Here is a 14,999-nt window from a genome sequence, read left to right on the forward strand (position 1 = left end):
ACACCCATGACATCACATCAGCGCGTGGCCGTACGCATGGTGACAAACTCTTCGGCAGCCGTCGGATGCACGCCGATGGTGTCGTCGAAGATCTGCTTGGTCGCCCCGGCCTTGAGCGCAATCGCCAGGCTCTGAACGATTTCCCCGGCATCCGGACCGACCATGTGGCAACCCAGAACGCGATCGGTCCTGGTGTCGACCACCAGCTTCATCAAGGTGCGCTCCTGATTATCGGTCAGGGACAGCTTCATCGGCCGGAAGCGGCTTTCGAAGACCTGCACCTCATGCCCGGCTTTCTTTGCCTCTTCTTCCGTGAGCCCGACCGTACCGATGTTCGGCAGACTGAAGACTGCCGTTGGAATGTGGTTGTAGTCCACCGCGCGGTATTGCTCGGGCTTGAACAGTCGACGAGCGACGGCCATGCCTTCGGCCAGTGCGACCGGCGTCAGTTGTACGCGCCCGATGACATCACCCACGGCGATGATCGACGGCTCGCTGGTCTGGTAGTGCTCATCGACCTTGACGAAACCCTTGTCATCGAGCTCGACATTGACAGTGTCCAGCCCCAAATTGTCGAGCATCGGACGACGCCCGGTGGCGTAGAACACGCAGTCGGTGTTGAAACTGCTGCCATCGTTCAACGTCAGTTGCAGCGTGCCGTCGGCAAGCTTTTCGATGCTGTCGATTTCGGTCTTGAAGCGGATGTCCATGCCACGCTTGGACAACTCTTCATGCAAATGAGTACGCACACTGCCATCGAAGCCGCGCAGGAACAGCTCGCCGCGATACATGAGCGTGACGTCGGCACCCAGGCCATTGAAGATCGAGGCGAACTCGACAGCAATGTAACCGCCGCCGACCACCACCACGCGCTTGGGCATCTGCTCGAGGAAGAACACTTCGTTGGAAGTGATGGCGTGCTCGCGTCCCGGAATCTCCGGGATCTGCGGCCAGCCCCCGGTGGCGATCATGATGTGCTCGGCGGTGTGCACCTGGCCGTTGATTTCGACTTCATGAGGGCCGCGCAACTTAGCGTGCCCTTCCATCAGGGTCACGCCGCTATTGGCCAGCAGGTTGCGATATACGCCATTGAGACGATGGATTTCATGGTTCTTGTTGGCGATCAGCGTCGGCCAGTTGAATTCGGCTTCACCACTGGTCCAGCCATAACCCTTTGCCTGCTCGAAGTCTTCGGAGAAATGCGCTCCGTACACCATCAGCTTCTTGGGAACGCAGCCAACGTTGACGCACGTACCCCCCAGATAGCGGCTTTCGGCAACCGCGACACGCGCACCAAAACCGGCGGAAAAACGTGCAGCGCGAACACCACCGGAACCGGCACCGATCACAAACAGGTCGAAGTCGTAGCTCATTTCTTTCTCCTTGGCAGGAGGGCTAGCATAACCGCTTCAGCGCGCTCGGCAAGGTCTGTAGGACAGAAACGACAAAGCCACCCGAAGGTGGCTTTGTTTGCAATACAGCTGCCGGTCAAATCACCGACACAACCGTATTACTGAGTCGATTTACCGGTCTTGTAGAAGTGCTCGAAGCAGAAGTTGGTCGCTTCGACGTAGCCTTCAGCGCCACCGCAGTCGAAACGCTGACCTTTGAATTTGTAGGCCAGAACGTTGCCTTCGGCAGCCTGTTTCATCAGGGCGTCAGTGATCTGGATTTCGCCGCCCTTGCCTGGCTCGGTGTTCTGGATCTTCTCGAAGATATCCGGAGTCAGGATGTAACGACCGATGATCGCCAGGTTCGAAGGCGCGTCTTCAGGTTTTGGCTTCTCGACCATGTCGGTCACGCGGAACAAACCCGGCTTGATCTCTTCACCGGCGATGACGCCGTACTTGTTGGTCTCGTTCGGGTCGACTTCCTGAATTGCCACGATCGAGCACTTGTATTGCTGATGAAGCTTGACCATCTGCGCCAGAACGCCTTCACCATCAAGGTTCACGCACAAGTCATCCGCCAACACCACGGCGAATGCTTCGTTACCGATCAGCGGACGACCGCTGAGGATCGCGTGGCCCAGGCCTTTCATTTCTGTCTGACGGGTGTAGGAAAAGCTGCACTCGTCGATCAGGCGACGGATACCGACCAGGTACTTCTCTTTGTCGGTGCCCTTGATCTGGTGCTCCAGCTCGTAGCTGATGTCGAAGTGGTCTTCCAGCGCGCGCTTGCCGCGGCCAGTCACGATGGAAATTTCATTCAGACCCGCAGCCAGTGCTTCTTCCACGCCGTATTGGATCAGTGGCTTGTTGACAACTGCCAGCATCTCTTTAGGCATGGCCTTGGTCGCTGGCAAGAAGCGAGTGCCGTAACCGGCTGCAGGGAACAAGCATTTCTTGATCATATAAGTCCTTGATGGGGCTGGGGGTGTTGCGGCGCAGTCTAATCAGGAGGCGGTCACCTTACAATGCCCCGACACTGGCCGTTCGCTGCCTTGGTAGAGGAACAGTTGCGCAGATAGTTCCGCACAAAACCCGATATTGCGACCGCCGAACATCGACGAGCCGCCGAGGCGTCTCGCAAACGTTTTACTGACTGGCGATCATCCGATGTCCTTCACGTCATTCGTACGGGGGCATCCAATCCCCGAGACGGCCGTGCAATGACTCAAGCAAGCGTAGCTGCCTTCATTCGTTTGCGTAGGAAAATAATGCCATAACGCTTTATCATGCCGACCTGAATCACTTATCGAGATGGATCGATGTCGGAAGTCAAAAGCGTTAACGGTTACCAGATCAAGAAATTGCAAGATGGCCAGTGGTGGCTCGTCGGCCTCGACGAAGAAGCGGTAGCAGGCCCTTTCGCCAGCGAAGCCAGTGCCATGGAGGTGGCGTCGGTATTCCAGGACACACCGGCATCACGTCGTCGCGCTGAAAAGAAATCCTGATACCTGCCGTGTCGTTCAGGCCCCCGGTAGCGGGCCTGAACAGCGATATCGACCGGAAAAATGTTTCAGTGATGCCGGAACGATGGCACTGCCCGCCAGTCTCATGAAAGCTGTTTATTCCCCGGCCCTCATTGTGAAGCATTCGAAATGATCAAGATTCTATCCGTCATTGCTGTTCTGGGCCTGACCGGCTGCGCGACCGCGCAAAACACCTACCTCAAAGACGGCAAACAGGCCCTGAGCATCGACTGCTCCGGCGAAGCCATGTCTTGGGCTGCCTGTTACGAGAAGGCCGACGCCTCCTGTGCCGGCACCGGCTACAACATCATCAGCACCAATGGCACACCGCAGCCAAAAGAGGCCGACAAGACTCTCGGCGTCGATGTCGGCAACTACAAAACCCGCAGCGTGCTGGTCACCTGCAAATAACGGCCGCTACTCTCCCGAAATACAGGCATTGACTGCGTGTTGAATGTCCTTGGGCCGCAGCGGGTTGTTGCCGCCACTTTCAAACAGCTTCACTGAACTGCCGCCGCTGGAGCGCTTCTCGATATCCACGATGGCGGTTGGCTCTGTACTGGCAAGCTTCTGCGGGACGATGACCCGCAACCCGTCGCGGTGGGGCTCTATCTGCGGCGGCTTGCGACTGTCAGCAATTCTGGCGACAAAACATTCAGCGTATTCCTCAGGGTTTTTACCGGACATCACGCTCATGGTAGGAAGCGTGTGCGCGATATCCTCCACAGTGGCGCAACCGGTCATCGCGAGAGCCAGAACAACAACAGCCAGTTTCATACAATCCCTCCAGTAAAGGTCCTACGACAAGCCGGGTTTCGATTAAATCCGTAATAGTGGCACTTTTTTTCAGCTGAAATGTGCTCACAGAAACTGTGCCACGAGCAAAGCCTGCGCTCGCCGTGATATCGTTTCGGGTTTTCGAGAATGCCCTGTCTCCGGAGACACCCATGAAATTCGTACACCAGCGCGAGCACCTCAACGAAGACGACATGATCGTCATCGAGTGCTCCCAGCTCTGCAACATACGCCTGATGAGCGACGCGAATTTCCGCAGCTTCAAAAATGGCGGGCGTCACACCTATCACGGCGGCGCGTTCGACCGTTTTCCAGCCAAGATCACCGTGCCCAGCACCGGCTTCTGGAACATCACGATCGACACTGCCGGGCGCAAGATGGACAGCCATGGCGGTCGCAAGACAACGTTCACTCATTCGATCAAGATCGTCCGTCGCTCGTCTTCACGACTGAGCTGATCACCTATTCAACCTTGGTGCGCGTGAAATCTTCGTGTTTTCACGCCAAATACCCAACGTCTGCAAGGAACCCAATGTGAGTACGCAAGCCCCGGTCGTCAAATACGCCATCAGCTACAAACTCAATGGCGAGCGTCGCTTCGAGTTCGCCCTGTTGCAATCGCCCTCCGCCGAAGAAGCCCTGGCCGCACTGCAAAAAATGCACAGTGGCAGCGACGACGTGATCAGCGAAGTGAAAGTCAGCAAGGCGCTCTGACACCACCCGCAACCGGTAACGCCGCGATGATGCAACGCAAAGGCACAACCCCCGTCACACTCGACCTGTTCGCCGACGACGCCCCGCAGCTGACGGCCACCGAGCAGATCGGCCCGCAATCCTTTGTCTTTCGCGGCCTCGCCCTGCCCCTCATCGACCGTTTACTGCCTGCCCTCGAGGCAGTTCTGACGCGCGCCCCCTTCCGCAACATGATCACCCCCGGGGGCTACACCATGTCGGTGGCGCTCAGCAGTTGCGGGCAGTTCGGCTGGACCACCGACCGCAGCGGATACCAGTACACCCGCCTCGACCCGCACACCGGTCAACCATGGCCGCCGATGCCGGATGTCTTCATGGAACTGGCGCACTCCGCCGCGCAGGCAGCCGGTTTTGCGGACTTCCTCCCTGACGCCTGCCTGATCAATCGCTACATTCCGGGCGCGAAACTGGCCCTGCATCAGGACAAGGACGAGCGCGGTTATGAGTGGCCGGTGGTGTCGGTATCACTGGGCATCCCCGCGATGTTCCTGTTCGGCGGACATGCCCGCAGCGATGCGACGCAGAAGGTGCCGTTGTTTCATGGCGACGTAGTGGTCTGGGGTGGCGAGGATCGCCTGCGCTATCACGGCGTGATGCCGATCAAACAGGCCGAACACCCGCAACTGGGCGAACAGCGCATCAACTTCACCTTCCGCAAGGCTCGCTAAGTCCTCGCTCACGCTTGATCTGCCGAGTTGAAAAACTCTCTTGGATCATCGCAAAACATCCGTAGCGGTTCGGCTTGCCGGCGGTATCGATCCTAAGGAAGCCACCGCCGGCAAGCCGGACTGCTAGTGGATTTCAGACATCAGCTGGTGGCCGCCTCCGCAGAAGCCCTCGCCCTCACCGGGCACACCACCCGATGCAGATTCAACGCGGTGTTGATGATCCCGATATGACTGAACGCCTGAGGGAAGTTGCCCAGCATGCGCCCGGCTCGCGGATCGTACTGCTCAGCCAGAAGCCCGACGTCATTGCACAGTCCGCACAAGCGATCGAACAGGTCACTGGCCTCCTGATCGCGGCCTTGCAGGACGTACACATCGGCGAGCCAGAACGAACAGACCAGAAACGTTCCCTCACTGCCTGAAACGCCATCGGTGCTGCGCTCGTTGTCGTAACGCAGCAGCAATCCGTCCTGCATCAGGCTCTTCTCGATCTGCGCCACGGTACCGGCCACTCGCGGATCATCCACCGGCAGAAAGCCGGTCAGCGCGATCTGCAACAGGCTGGCATCCAGCTCCTTGCCGCCGTATGTCTGCACGAAGCTGCCGAGTTCAGCGTCGTAGCCGTTCTTGCAGACATCGGCATGAATCTCATCGGCGATCTGCCGATAATGCAGGCCGCGCTCGCGATCCTCGGGGTTGTCACTGTTGGTCAGCACGCCGGCATTGCGATCGAACGACACCCAGGCCATGACCTTGGAGTGCGTGAAATGCCGAGGCTCTGAGCGTATCTCCCAGATTCCGGCATCCGGCAGATGCCAGACATTTTCCAGAAACGGCATGATGACCTTCTGGATTTCCGTGCTGCGGGGCAAGCGCGGCAAGCCGCTCTTCAACGCTTGAGTCATGGCATCGGCCACTTCGCCATACACGTCCAGCTGCATCTGCGTGGCCGCGGCGTTACCCACCCGGACCGGTCGCGAGTTTTCGTAACCGCTCAACCAGGGCAACTGATATTCCGGCAAGCGACGCTCACCGCCCAGGCCGTACATGATCTGCACCTGCTCCGGGTTGCCGGCAACCGAACGCAGCAGCCAGTTGCGCCACGCCGTCGCCTCTTCGTAGTACCCCAGATTCATGAATGCCAGCAGGGTCATGGTCGCGTCGCGCAGCCAGCAGAACCGGTAATCCCAGTTGCGCTCGCCACCCAGTTGTTCGGGCAATGATGTGGTCACAGCGGCGACGATCCCGCCCGTTGGTGCGAAGGTCATCGCCTTGAGGGTGATCAGCGAGCGCTTGACCTGAGCGGACCACGGCCCGACATCCGGGCAACGGTCAGAAAACTCCCGCCAGTAGGTTTCGGTCTGCTGCAGTGCCTGCTCGATGTCAAACGCCTCGCGCACTGGCTCGTGAGAGGCCTGCCAGGCGAGCGCGAATCCCAGACGCTGGCCTGCTTTTACCGTGAACAGGCTTTCGGTGTGATGGTCCAGCGGATGCAATTCGGCGGGCGTGTGCAGCACCAGCATGTCCGGCCCGGCCACGGCCGTCATGAGATGAGGTTCGCGCTTTTCCACCCACGGAACGGTACTGCCGTAATCGAAACGAATGGCCAGGTCCATGGAAAAGTCCACGGTCCCTTCCAGCCCGATGACCACCCGCACCACACTGCTTTCGACGTCCATGGGCATGAAGTCGACCAGCATCGCGCGGCCGGTGTCGGTGGCGAACAGGGTTTCCAGAATCAGCGTGCCGTCGCGATAGCGGCGGCGAGATTGGGCTTTGGGGTCGGTCGGGGCGATCTTCCAGCGACCATTGTCGCTGTCGCCCAACAGTGCAGCGAAACAGGCAGGAGCGTCGAAACGCGGAAAACACAACCAGTCCAGCGACCCGTCGCGGGCCACCAGCGCTGCGGTCCGGCAGTTGCCGAGCAGCGCGTAATCTTCAATCAATACAGCCATGGGGTGCTTGTCCCTTCTGGTGTCGTTGCGGTGAAGAATGCCCGCTCGGTAACGCCCAGACCTGCAGCAGCCCGGTTTGCCGGGCTGCTACAGACAGGCGTTATCCATTCAACGGGGCAGAATGTAGCGTTCGATGGCCGTGGCCAGCCCGTCTTCGAGATTGCTCCCGGTGACGTAGTTGGCCTGGGTTTTCACACCCGTCTCGGCCTGCCCCATCGCAATCGACAACCCAGCCCGGACGAACATCGCCACATCGTTACCGGCATCGCCGATAGCGGCCGTGTGCGCCAATGCCACACCCAGCTCTTCGGACAACGTTTGCAGCGCCGTTCCCTTGTTGGCATCCAGCGCTGTGACGTCGAGGTAGTAGGACTGTGACCGGGCCGCCAATGCTGTCTCGGCAATCAGTGGATTGAGCTCGACTTCAAGCCGCTTGAGCAACTCGAAATCCTTGCTGGCTGCCACGATCTTGTCGATGCGATCGAGGTAACCCTCGAAATGCTCGACCTGAACGAAGTCGTAACCCAGCGTGTTGCGCTCGTGCTCGACGTAATCCCCTTGCGGGTCGAGCAACAGCCACTGATCGTCCGCGAAGACCCACACCGAAACCTTCTCGCCTGCGAACAGTTCAAGACTGGTTCGCGCGGCGTTCGAATCGATGCGATGCGCCTTGAGCAGGCTGCCGTCGGGATTGATGATGTTGGCGCCGTTGAAGGCCACCGTCGGCAGGTCGATGCCCAAGGCTTCGATCTGCTGACGCATGGCTCTCGGCGGCCGACTGCTGGCGATCGAGAAGTGAATCCCGGCCTCCCTCAGCTTGCGCACCGCATCGACATTGGCCTGACTCAAACTGTGGTCTGGCCGCAACAGCGTGCCGTCGATGTCAGACAGCAGAAACCGGATGAGGGGTTGCGTCGAATCACTCATCCAAGACGTTGCCAGTTGCGGCCGTCGCGGGCCAGCAATTCATCGGCGCCCGATGGACCATCTTCTCCCGCCTTGTACATCTCGACATGCGGATCCTTGGCCCAGGCATCAATGAATGGCTGCACCGCACGCCAGCCGTTTTCGATGTTGTCCGCGCGCTGGAACAGGGTCTGATCCCCGGTCAGGCAGTCGTAAATCAGGGTTTCATACCCGGTCGACGGCTGCATCTCGAAGAAGTCCTTGTAGGCGAAGCCCAGTTCGATGGTCTGCATGTCCAGGGTCGGCCCCGGCTTCTTGGCCTGCAGGTCGAACCACATGCCTTCGTCGGGCTGGATCTGGATCTTGAGGAAGTTGGGCTCCACCCGATCCACGTCGGTGTCACGGAACTGCGCGTACGGCGCGGGCTTGAAGCAGATGGCGATTTCGGTGTCACGCACGCTCATGCGCTTGCCTGTGCGCAGGTAGAACGGCACGCCGACCCAGCGCCAGTTGTCGATCATGACCTTGAGCGCCACGTAGGTTTCCGTGTTGCTGTTCGGGTCGACCCGATCCTCTTCACGGTAGCCGGGAACGCTCTTGTCGCCGACGGTGCTCTCGCTGTATTGACCGCGCACCGAGTTGGCCAGCGCTTCCATTTCCGACCAGGGGCGAATGGCGCCCACCACCTTGGCTTTTTCGCCACGCACCGCGTCTGCGCCAAAGGCTGCCGGTGGTTCCATGGCAACCATCGCCAGCAGCTGGAACAGGTGATTGGGCACCATGTCCCGCAGCGCGCCGGTGGTTTCATAGAAACTGCCACGGGTTTCGACGCCCACGGTTTCCGCCGCCGTGATCTGCACGTGATCGATGTAGTGATTGTTCCAGAACGACTCGAACAGACCGTTGGAGAAACGGCTGACCAGAATGTTCTGCACCGTTTCCTTGCCCAGGTAGTGGTCGATCCGGTAGATCTGCTTCTCGCTCATCGCCTTCAGCAAGCAGCCGTTCAGCGCCACTGCGCTTGGCAAGTCGTGACCGAACGGTTTTTCGATCACCACGCGACGGAAATAATCCTCGCCTTCGACCATCAGCCCCGAGGAGCCAAGACGCTTGGTTACTTCACTGAAGAAACGCGGCGCGGTCGCCAGATAGAACACGGCATTTTGCGTGCCGGTGCTCTTGATCTTCGCGTCGATATCCGCATAAGTGGAATCGTCGAGAAAATCACCGGTGATGTAGGTGATGCGCTTGGCAAGGCTGCCCCACAACGCCGGGTCCAGAGGTTCTTCGCCGCCTTGGGCGACCTTGTTGGCCGCCTCCTGACGAATGAAGTCTTCCAGCTTTTTGGCGAAGTCGGCGTCGCTGACGGTGTTGTGGTCGACACCGACGATGTGCAGGTCCTCGCCAACCAGTCCGTCACGGAACAGGTTATAGAGGGCCGGCATCAACAGCCGCTTGACCAGATCACCATGGGCGCCGAAGAGGAACAGCGTGGTCGCCGGAGCGACCGGAGCCTTTTGCTTGCTGCGGGATAAACCCATTATTTTGGTTCCTTATGACCACCAAATCCGAAACGCATGGCAGAGAGCATCTTGTCGCCGTACGTGCTTTGTTGACGGGAGCGGAAGCGTGCGAACAGCGAAGTCGACAGCACCGGAACCGGTACGGCCTGCTCCATGGCAGCTTCGATGGTCCAGCGACCTTCGCCGCTGTCGGCCACGGAGCCGGAATAGGCATTGAGCTGTGGATCGGTGGCCAGCGCATCGGCGGTCAGGTCCAGCAGCCAGGAGGAAACCACGCTGCCACGGCGCCAGACTTCAGCGATGTCGCCCAGATTCAGGTCGAAACGCTGATCTTGCGGCAGGTTGTCCGAGTTCTTGGTTTTGAGGATGTCGAAGCCTTCGGCGAAGGCCTGCATCATTCCGTACTCGATGCCGTTGTGGATCATCTTGACGAAGTGCCCGGCGCCCGGAGGACCGGCATGAATATAACCCTGCTCGGCGCGCGGATCGGCATCCTTGGCGCGGTCTTTGGTGCGCGGGATGTTGCCGATGCCAGGGGCCAGGGTCTTGAACAACGGGTCCAGGCGATTCACGACTTCGGTCTCACCGCCGATCATCATGCAGTAGCCGCGTTCCAGGCCCCAGACGCCGCCGGAGGTGCCGACGTCGACGTAGTGCAGGCCTTTTTCCTGAAGCGTGTGGGAGCGACGAACGTCGTCCTTATAGAACGTGTTGCCGCCATCGATGATCACATCGTCTTTATCGAGCAGGTCGGCCAAGGTATTGATCGTGTCTTCTGTCGGAGCGCCAGCAGGCAACATCACCCAGACGGCTCGAGGCTTTTCCAGTGCGGCCACCAGTGACTTGAGGTCATTGGCTGGCGTCGAACCTTCGTTGGCGAGCACGGTGCGAGACTGCTCATCGCGATCATAGACCACAGTGGTGTGGCCATTGAGCATCAGTCGACGTGCGATGTTGCCGCCCATGCGGCCTAGTCCAACAATCCCGAGTTGCATGTAGAGGTGCTCCTTAATTCGTAAACAGGGGTGCCTCATTTTATAGCCCAGTGCCGCATATAGGGTTAGTCCGGGGAGGCAAACGAAGGTTTCCCGGTGAAAATAGTTTCATGTTCAGTGCCGCAGAAGCGCCAAGACTGCCCTATGACGCCGGTTTTCGCGATCAAGAAACGTTCGCGACAATAAAAAATAAAAAAGTTCCCTTTTCTCACAAAAGAAATCAGAATTCGCGCCGATAGAGGTAGGAGCACGGACAAGTCGGGTTGCGATGCTGTCATTGCTTGAACCTTACGATGTTGAATCCCGCCATTTGCGAGGTGAGCAATGGGCACAGTACTACCGGCAAGCATTCCACAGACTTTGTACGTTACCGTTCGTCGCGACGAGCTGAGCCAGCTCAAGGCGGAACGTGATCAACTGAAAAAGAAAGTCGCTCAGATGACCCTGATGCTGCAACACGCTCAGCTCGCTGCATCTGGCACTGCCCTGCAAGCCTGACCCTCCCCGCCTGCACATGTTCGTGGCAAGCCCGATTGGCGGCTTGCCCTCTGAAAACCCCGCCTTATTCCTGTCCTCCCCCTACTTCGGTTAACCCTTCGTCGGACCAGACACATCCGGTAACGTTCCAGCGCCTTGCAAAATGGACGTTCTGAGCTTCCCCGAGCCTCGATCTGCGCTTTCCTCACATATTTTTCACTTGCACATCACCATACTGTCGCCCCTCGGTAATACGTCTGCTGGCGATTTGCTGTTGGCAGTTAACAACGATGTCGCCTGCGTGGCGACTCGACAGATCCATAGCTGGAGCGCCTGATGGCAACAATGAAACGGAGCACCACGACTCCGAAAGGTTTTGACTGGGCCGGCCTGGCCTGGCTGTTCGTATTTTTCTGGTACTTTTCCGGCATCACCCAACTGCTGATCCAGCTCACCGGCATCACCGGTTTCGCCGGTTTCCGCCAGGCGTTCGTGATGAGCGGCATCTGGCTGGCGCCCATGCTGCTGTTCCCCAACAAGACCCGAGTCATGGCTGCCGTCATCGGCGTAGTGTTGTGGGCATGCTCCATGGCAAGCCTGGGCTACTTCTTCATCTATCAGCAGGAATTCTCGCAAAGCGTCATCTTCATCATGTTCGAGTCGAACATCTCGGAAGCTGGCGAGTACATGACCCAGTATTTCGCCTGGTGGATCGTGCTGGCGTTCCTCGCTCACACCGCGTTCGCCATCTTCCTGTGGACCCGTCTGCGTCCGGTCTACATGCCACGCGGTCGTGCCTGGGTCACCGCCGTTGCCCTGCTGGTGGCAATCATCGGTTATCCGCTGGCCAAACAGATGGCCCGTCACGACGACGCCGCTTCCGGCCTTGAAGCGTTCGAATCGCGTATCGAGCCGGCGGTGCCATGGCAAATGCTCGTGGCCTACCACCGTTACACCCAGCAACTGGACAGCATGCAGGACATGCTCACCACCAGCAGCAACATTGCCCCGCTGAAGAACCTCAAGGATCAACAGGCCAATCTGCCAACCACGCTGGTGCTGGTGATCGGCGAGTCGACCAACCGCGGTCGCATGCATCTATATGGCTACCCACGGCAGACCACGCCGAACCTGGACGCCATGAAAGACCAGCTGCAGGTGTTCAACAACGTCATCACTCCGCGCCCGTACACCATCGAAGCGCTGCAGCAAGTCCTGACCTTTGCCGACGAAGAGAATCCGGACCTGTACCTGAAGACGCCTTCGATCGTCAGCGTGATGAAACAGGCGGGCTACAAGACCTTCTGGATCACCAACCAGCAGACGATGACCAAGCGCAACACCATGCTCACCACGTTCTCCGAGCAGGCCGACGAGCAGGTGTATCTGAATAACAACCGCAACCAGAACGCCCGTCAGTACGACGGTGACGTGCTGGAGCCGTTCGCCAAGGCGCTGACCGACGCGGCCCCACGCAAACTGATCGTCGTGCACCTGCTCGGTACACACATGAGCTATCAGTACCGTTATCCCGAGGAGTATGCGAAGTTCAACAACCGTGACGGTGTGCCGGCGGCCATCGATGACAGCAAGCTGGAGCTGTACAACAGCTATGACAACGCCGTGCTGTACAACGACTTCGTGGTGTCGAGCCTGATCAAGGAATATGGCAAGGCCGATCCTAACGGTTTCCTGCTGTACCTCTCTGACCACGGCGAAGACGTGTACGACTCGGCGAGCCACGACGTCCTTGGGCGCAACGAAGCCAAGCCGACGATCCCGATGTACACGGTGCCGTTCATTGTCTATGCCTCACCGAAATGGCGTGAGACCCATGACTGGAGCTTCGACAGCATTCACGATCGCCCATACAGCAGCTCCAATCTGATCCACACCTGGGCACAGTTGGCTGGCTTGAGCTTCGACGAGCTGGACAGCAGCAAAAGTCTGGTCAGCCTGGACTTCAAGGAACGCCCACGCTTGATTGGCGATCCGTATGCCGCCAAAGGCCTGAGCGACTTTGCCGTGATGGAGAAAGTCGCCAAGCAGCCACAGGTGCCTGAAGTGGCCGCCAAGTAATTCATCACGCAATAAAAAAGGCCTGCGCAATGCAGGCCTTTTTTTGTGCTCCGGATAGCCTCAAGAGGCACTGACGAGAGCGCTGATCGGGGGCATCGCCAATGGCCGTCATGCCCCACTTTTTAACCCAGCATCAACACCCGGCAGCAATGCCGAAAGTCACTTCGGCGCAATCGCTGCATCAACCAACACCTGCGCCTCAGCCACCAGACGCTTGAGGTGATCTTCGCCCTTGAAGCTCTCGGCGTAGATCTTGTAGATGTCCTCGGTGCCGGAAGGACGCGCGGCGAACCAGCCGTTTTCGGTCATGACCTTCAGACCACCAATCGCCTGATCGTTGCCCGGCGCCTTACTCAGGATACTGGTGATCTTCTCACCGGCCAGCTCGGTCGAAGTGACCTGATCCGGCGACAGTTTGCTCAACAATGCCTTCTGCTCGAAGTTAGCCTTGGCCTCGACGCGGGTCGACACGGGCTCGCCCAGCTCGTCGGTCAGTGCCTTGTACATCTCGCTTGGGTCACGACCCTTGCGTGCACGAATCTCAGCGGCCAGCAACGCCGGAATCAGACCATCCTTGTCGGTGGTCCAGACCGAACCGTCACGGCGCAGGAACGACGCGCCGGCGCTTTCTTCACCGCCAAAGCCCAGCGAACCCTCGTACAAGCCTTCTGCGAAGAACTTGAAGCCAACCGGTACTTCGTACAGGCGACGGCCAAGGCGCTGGGTGACGCGGTCGATCATGCCGCTGCTGACCACGGTCTTGCCGACGGCTGCATCAGCGCGCCAGTCAGGGCGGTTCTGGAACAGGTAGTCGATGGACACGGCCAGATAGTTGTTCGGCGCCAGCAGGCCCCCGGTCGGCGTGACGATACCGTGGCGGTCGTGGTCCGGATCGCAGGCGAATGCCACCTGGAAACGGTCTTTCAGACCGATCAGGCCCTGCATCGCGAAATTGGACGACGGATCCATGCGGATCTTGCCGTCCCAGTCGACGCTCATGAAGCGGAACGTCGGGTCGACGAATTTGTTCACCACTTCCAGGTTCAAGCCGTAATGCTCACCGATGGCCGACCAGTAACGCACACCCGCCCCGCCCAGCGGATCGACGCCCAGACGCAGGCTGGCGCCACGGATGGCGTCCATGTCGATCACGTTTTTCAGGTCGGCCACGTAGGTGTTGATGTAGTCATGACGATGGGTAGTGTCGGCGCGCAGCGCCTTTTCCAGACTCATGCGTGTGACGCCGACGATCTTCTCGGCGAGCAGTTCGTTGGCCTTGTTCTCGATCCACTTGGTGATGTGCGAATCGGCCGGGCCGCCATTGGTAGGGTTGTACTTGAAGCCTCCACTTTCCGGCGGGTTGTGCGACGGCGTGATGACGATGCCGTCCGCCAGGCCCGATGTACGGCCTTTGTTGTAGCAGATGATGGCGTGCGAAACGGCCGGGGTCGGCGTGTATTCGTCACCTTCGGAAATCATAACGTTGACGCCGTTTGCGGCCAGCACTTCCAGCGCCGAAGCGGCGGCAGGCGTGGACAACGCATGGGTGTCGGCGCCCAGGAACAGCGGGCCGTCGATGCCGTTGGCCTGACGGTACAGGCAGATGGCCTGACTGATCGCCAGCACATGCCATTCGTTGAAGCTCAGATCGAACGAGCTGCCACGGTGGCCGGAAGTACCGAAGGAAACCCGCTGGGTGGCGACCGAAGCGTCCGGTTGGCCGGTGTAATACGCCGTCACCAGACGAGGAAGATCGACCAGCAATTCTGCAGGCGCCAGTTTGCCCGCGAATGGACTGATACTCATGCGAAACCTCCGTGGATGGAAAACCGTGATTTAGTAAAAATTCGAGTCCGGCGAAACGTAAAAAATGTTTGCTGCGCGGCAGTTTACTGGCAGTTGGACCGCCCTGCTCGGCTATCGATCCGTAAACC

At 59.0% G+C, this 14,999-nt stretch carries 15 protein-coding genes; 7 read left to right on the forward strand and 8 right to left on the reverse strand.

Annotation, left to right across the window (positions count from 1 at the left end; all coding sequences use genetic code 11):
• Positions 1-17: 17 nt before the first annotated feature.
• Both gorA and galU read right to left on the reverse strand, forming a co-directional pair.
• The gene (gene gorA / locus BWR59_RS24790; RefSeq protein ID WP_081568283.1) at positions 18-1,373 is read right to left on the reverse strand and encodes a glutathione-disulfide reductase; all 1,356 of its coding nucleotides are present in this window, start codon (positions 1,371-1,373) and stop codon (positions 18-20) included.
• Positions 1,374-1,510: 137 nt separating this feature from the next.
• Positions 1,511-2,353, reverse strand: coding sequence for a UTP--glucose-1-phosphate uridylyltransferase GalU (gene galU, locus BWR59_RS24795; RefSeq protein ID WP_081568284.1), 843 nt, complete (start codon positions 2,351-2,353; stop codon positions 1,511-1,513).
• A gap of 357 nt (positions 2,354-2,710) precedes the next feature.
• On the opposite strand from galU, the gene BWR59_RS24800 reads away from it, so the two are divergent.
• Both BWR59_RS24800 and BWR59_RS24805 read left to right on the forward strand, forming a co-directional pair.
• The gene (locus BWR59_RS24800) at positions 2,711-2,896 is read left to right on the forward strand and encodes a hypothetical protein (protein WP_081568285.1); all 186 of its coding nucleotides are present in this window, start codon (positions 2,711-2,713) and stop codon (positions 2,894-2,896) included.
• A gap of 147 nt (positions 2,897-3,043) precedes the next feature.
• Complete coding sequence (locus tag BWR59_RS24805) at positions 3,044-3,325, forward strand: hypothetical protein (RefSeq protein WP_081568286.1); 282 nt, start codon at positions 3,044-3,046, stop codon at positions 3,323-3,325.
• Between the two features lie 6 nt (positions 3,326-3,331).
• Here the strand turns inward: BWR59_RS24805 and BWR59_RS24810 are convergent, their stop codons facing one another.
• The gene (locus BWR59_RS24810; protein WP_081568287.1) at positions 3,332-3,691 is read right to left on the reverse strand and encodes a hypothetical protein; all 360 of its coding nucleotides are present in this window, start codon (positions 3,689-3,691) and stop codon (positions 3,332-3,334) included.
• A gap of 170 nt (positions 3,692-3,861) precedes the next feature.
• On the opposite strand from BWR59_RS24810, the gene BWR59_RS24815 reads away from it, so the two are divergent.
• From BWR59_RS24815 to alkB, 3 genes are all read left to right on the forward strand, one after another.
• On the forward strand, positions 3,862-4,167 hold the full coding sequence (locus tag BWR59_RS24815) for a DUF1883 domain-containing protein (RefSeq protein WP_081568289.1): 306 nt from the start codon (positions 3,862-3,864) through the stop codon (positions 4,165-4,167).
• A 76-nt stretch (positions 4,168-4,243) separates the two neighbouring features.
• Positions 4,244-4,423, forward strand: coding sequence for a hypothetical protein (locus tag BWR59_RS24820; RefSeq protein WP_081568290.1), 180 nt, complete (start codon positions 4,244-4,246; stop codon positions 4,421-4,423).
• A gap of 29 nt (positions 4,424-4,452) precedes the next feature.
• A complete protein-coding gene (alkB, locus tag BWR59_RS24825; RefSeq protein ID WP_081568410.1) occupies positions 4,453-5,130 on the forward strand; it encodes a DNA oxidative demethylase AlkB in 678 nt (225 codons plus the stop codon).
• Between the two features lie 140 nt (positions 5,131-5,270).
• On the opposite strand, the gene BWR59_RS24830 is transcribed toward alkB, so the two are convergent.
• The 4 genes from BWR59_RS24830 to gnd form a co-directional block, all read right to left on the reverse strand.
• On the reverse strand, positions 5,271-7,085 hold the full coding sequence (locus BWR59_RS24830; protein ID WP_081568292.1) for a glycoside hydrolase family 15 protein: 1,815 nt from the start codon (positions 7,083-7,085) through the stop codon (positions 5,271-5,273).
• Between the two features lie 108 nt (positions 7,086-7,193).
• A complete protein-coding gene (locus BWR59_RS24835) occupies positions 7,194-8,012 on the reverse strand; it encodes a Cof-type HAD-IIB family hydrolase (RefSeq protein ID WP_081568293.1) in 819 nt (272 codons plus the stop codon).
• A complete protein-coding gene (zwf, locus tag BWR59_RS24840; RefSeq protein WP_081568294.1) occupies positions 8,009-9,532 on the reverse strand; it encodes a glucose-6-phosphate dehydrogenase in 1,524 nt (507 codons plus the stop codon). The genes BWR59_RS24835 and zwf overlap by 4 nt, the downstream gene beginning before the upstream one ends.
• On the reverse strand, positions 9,532-10,548 hold the full coding sequence (gnd, locus tag BWR59_RS24845) for a phosphogluconate dehydrogenase (NAD(+)-dependent, decarboxylating) (RefSeq protein ID WP_143490928.1): 1,017 nt from the start codon (positions 10,546-10,548) through the stop codon (positions 9,532-9,534). The genes zwf and gnd overlap by 1 nt, the downstream gene beginning before the upstream one ends.
• Before the next feature lie 285 nt (positions 10,549-10,833).
• On the opposite strand from gnd, the gene BWR59_RS32485 reads away from it, so the two are divergent.
• Together BWR59_RS32485 and BWR59_RS24850 are read left to right on the forward strand one after the other, a co-directional pair.
• A complete protein-coding gene (locus tag BWR59_RS32485; RefSeq protein ID WP_168184529.1) occupies positions 10,834-11,007 on the forward strand; it encodes a DUF6026 family protein in 174 nt (57 codons plus the stop codon).
• Between the two features lie 315 nt (positions 11,008-11,322).
• The gene (locus BWR59_RS24850) at positions 11,323-13,065 is read left to right on the forward strand and encodes a phosphoethanolamine transferase CptA (RefSeq protein WP_081568296.1); all 1,743 of its coding nucleotides are present in this window, start codon (positions 11,323-11,325) and stop codon (positions 13,063-13,065) included.
• A 159-nt stretch (positions 13,066-13,224) separates the two neighbouring features.
• On the opposite strand, the gene pgm is transcribed toward BWR59_RS24850, so the two are convergent.
• Complete coding sequence (gene pgm, locus BWR59_RS24855; protein ID WP_081568297.1) at positions 13,225-14,871, reverse strand: phosphoglucomutase (alpha-D-glucose-1,6-bisphosphate-dependent); 1,647 nt, start codon at positions 14,869-14,871, stop codon at positions 13,225-13,227.
• Positions 14,872-14,999 lie beyond the last annotated feature (128 nt).

Origin of the sequence: Pseudomonas sp. Bc-h, from assembly GCF_002080045.1 — a bacterium.
Lineage (GTDB): Bacteria > Pseudomonadota > Gammaproteobacteria > Pseudomonadales > Pseudomonadaceae > Aquipseudomonas.

Coding starts and splice junctions, on each gene's coding strand:
- BWR59_RS24815 (WP_081568289.1), top strand. CDS start 3,862: ATGAAATTCGTACACCAGCGCGAGCACCTCAACGAAGACGACATGATC.
- BWR59_RS24830 (WP_081568292.1), bottom strand. CDS start 7,085: ATGGCTGTATTGATTGAAGATTACGCGCTGCTCGGCAACTGCCGGACC.
- zwf (WP_081568294.1), bottom strand. CDS start 9,532: ATGGGTTTATCCCGCAGCAAGCAAAAGGCTCCGGTCGCTCCGGCGACC.
- pgm (WP_081568297.1), bottom strand. CDS start 14,871: ATGAGTATCAGTCCATTCGCGGGCAAACTGGCGCCTGCAGAATTGCTG.
- gorA (WP_081568283.1), bottom strand. CDS start 1,373: ATGAGCTACGACTTCGACCTGTTTGTGATCGGTGCCGGTTCCGGTGGT.
- BWR59_RS24835 (WP_081568293.1), bottom strand. CDS start 8,012: ATGAGTGATTCGACGCAACCCCTCATCCGGTTTCTGCTGTCTGACATC.
- galU (WP_081568284.1), bottom strand. CDS start 2,353: ATGATCAAGAAATGCTTGTTCCCTGCAGCCGGTTACGGCACTCGCTTC.
- BWR59_RS24805 (WP_081568286.1), top strand. CDS start 3,044: ATGATCAAGATTCTATCCGTCATTGCTGTTCTGGGCCTGACCGGCTGC.
- BWR59_RS24850 (WP_081568296.1), top strand. CDS start 11,323: ATGGCAACAATGAAACGGAGCACCACGACTCCGAAAGGTTTTGACTGG.
- BWR59_RS24810 (WP_081568287.1), bottom strand. CDS start 3,691: ATGAAACTGGCTGTTGTTGTTCTGGCTCTCGCGATGACCGGTTGCGCC.
- gnd (WP_143490928.1), bottom strand. CDS start 10,548: ATGAGGCACCCCTGTTTACGAATTAAGGAGCACCTCTACATGCAACTC.
- BWR59_RS32485 (WP_168184529.1), top strand. CDS start 10,834: ATGGGCACAGTACTACCGGCAAGCATTCCACAGACTTTGTACGTTACC.
- alkB (WP_081568410.1), top strand. CDS start 4,453: ATGCAACGCAAAGGCACAACCCCCGTCACACTCGACCTGTTCGCCGAC.
- BWR59_RS24800 (WP_081568285.1), top strand. CDS start 2,711: ATGTCGGAAGTCAAAAGCGTTAACGGTTACCAGATCAAGAAATTGCAA.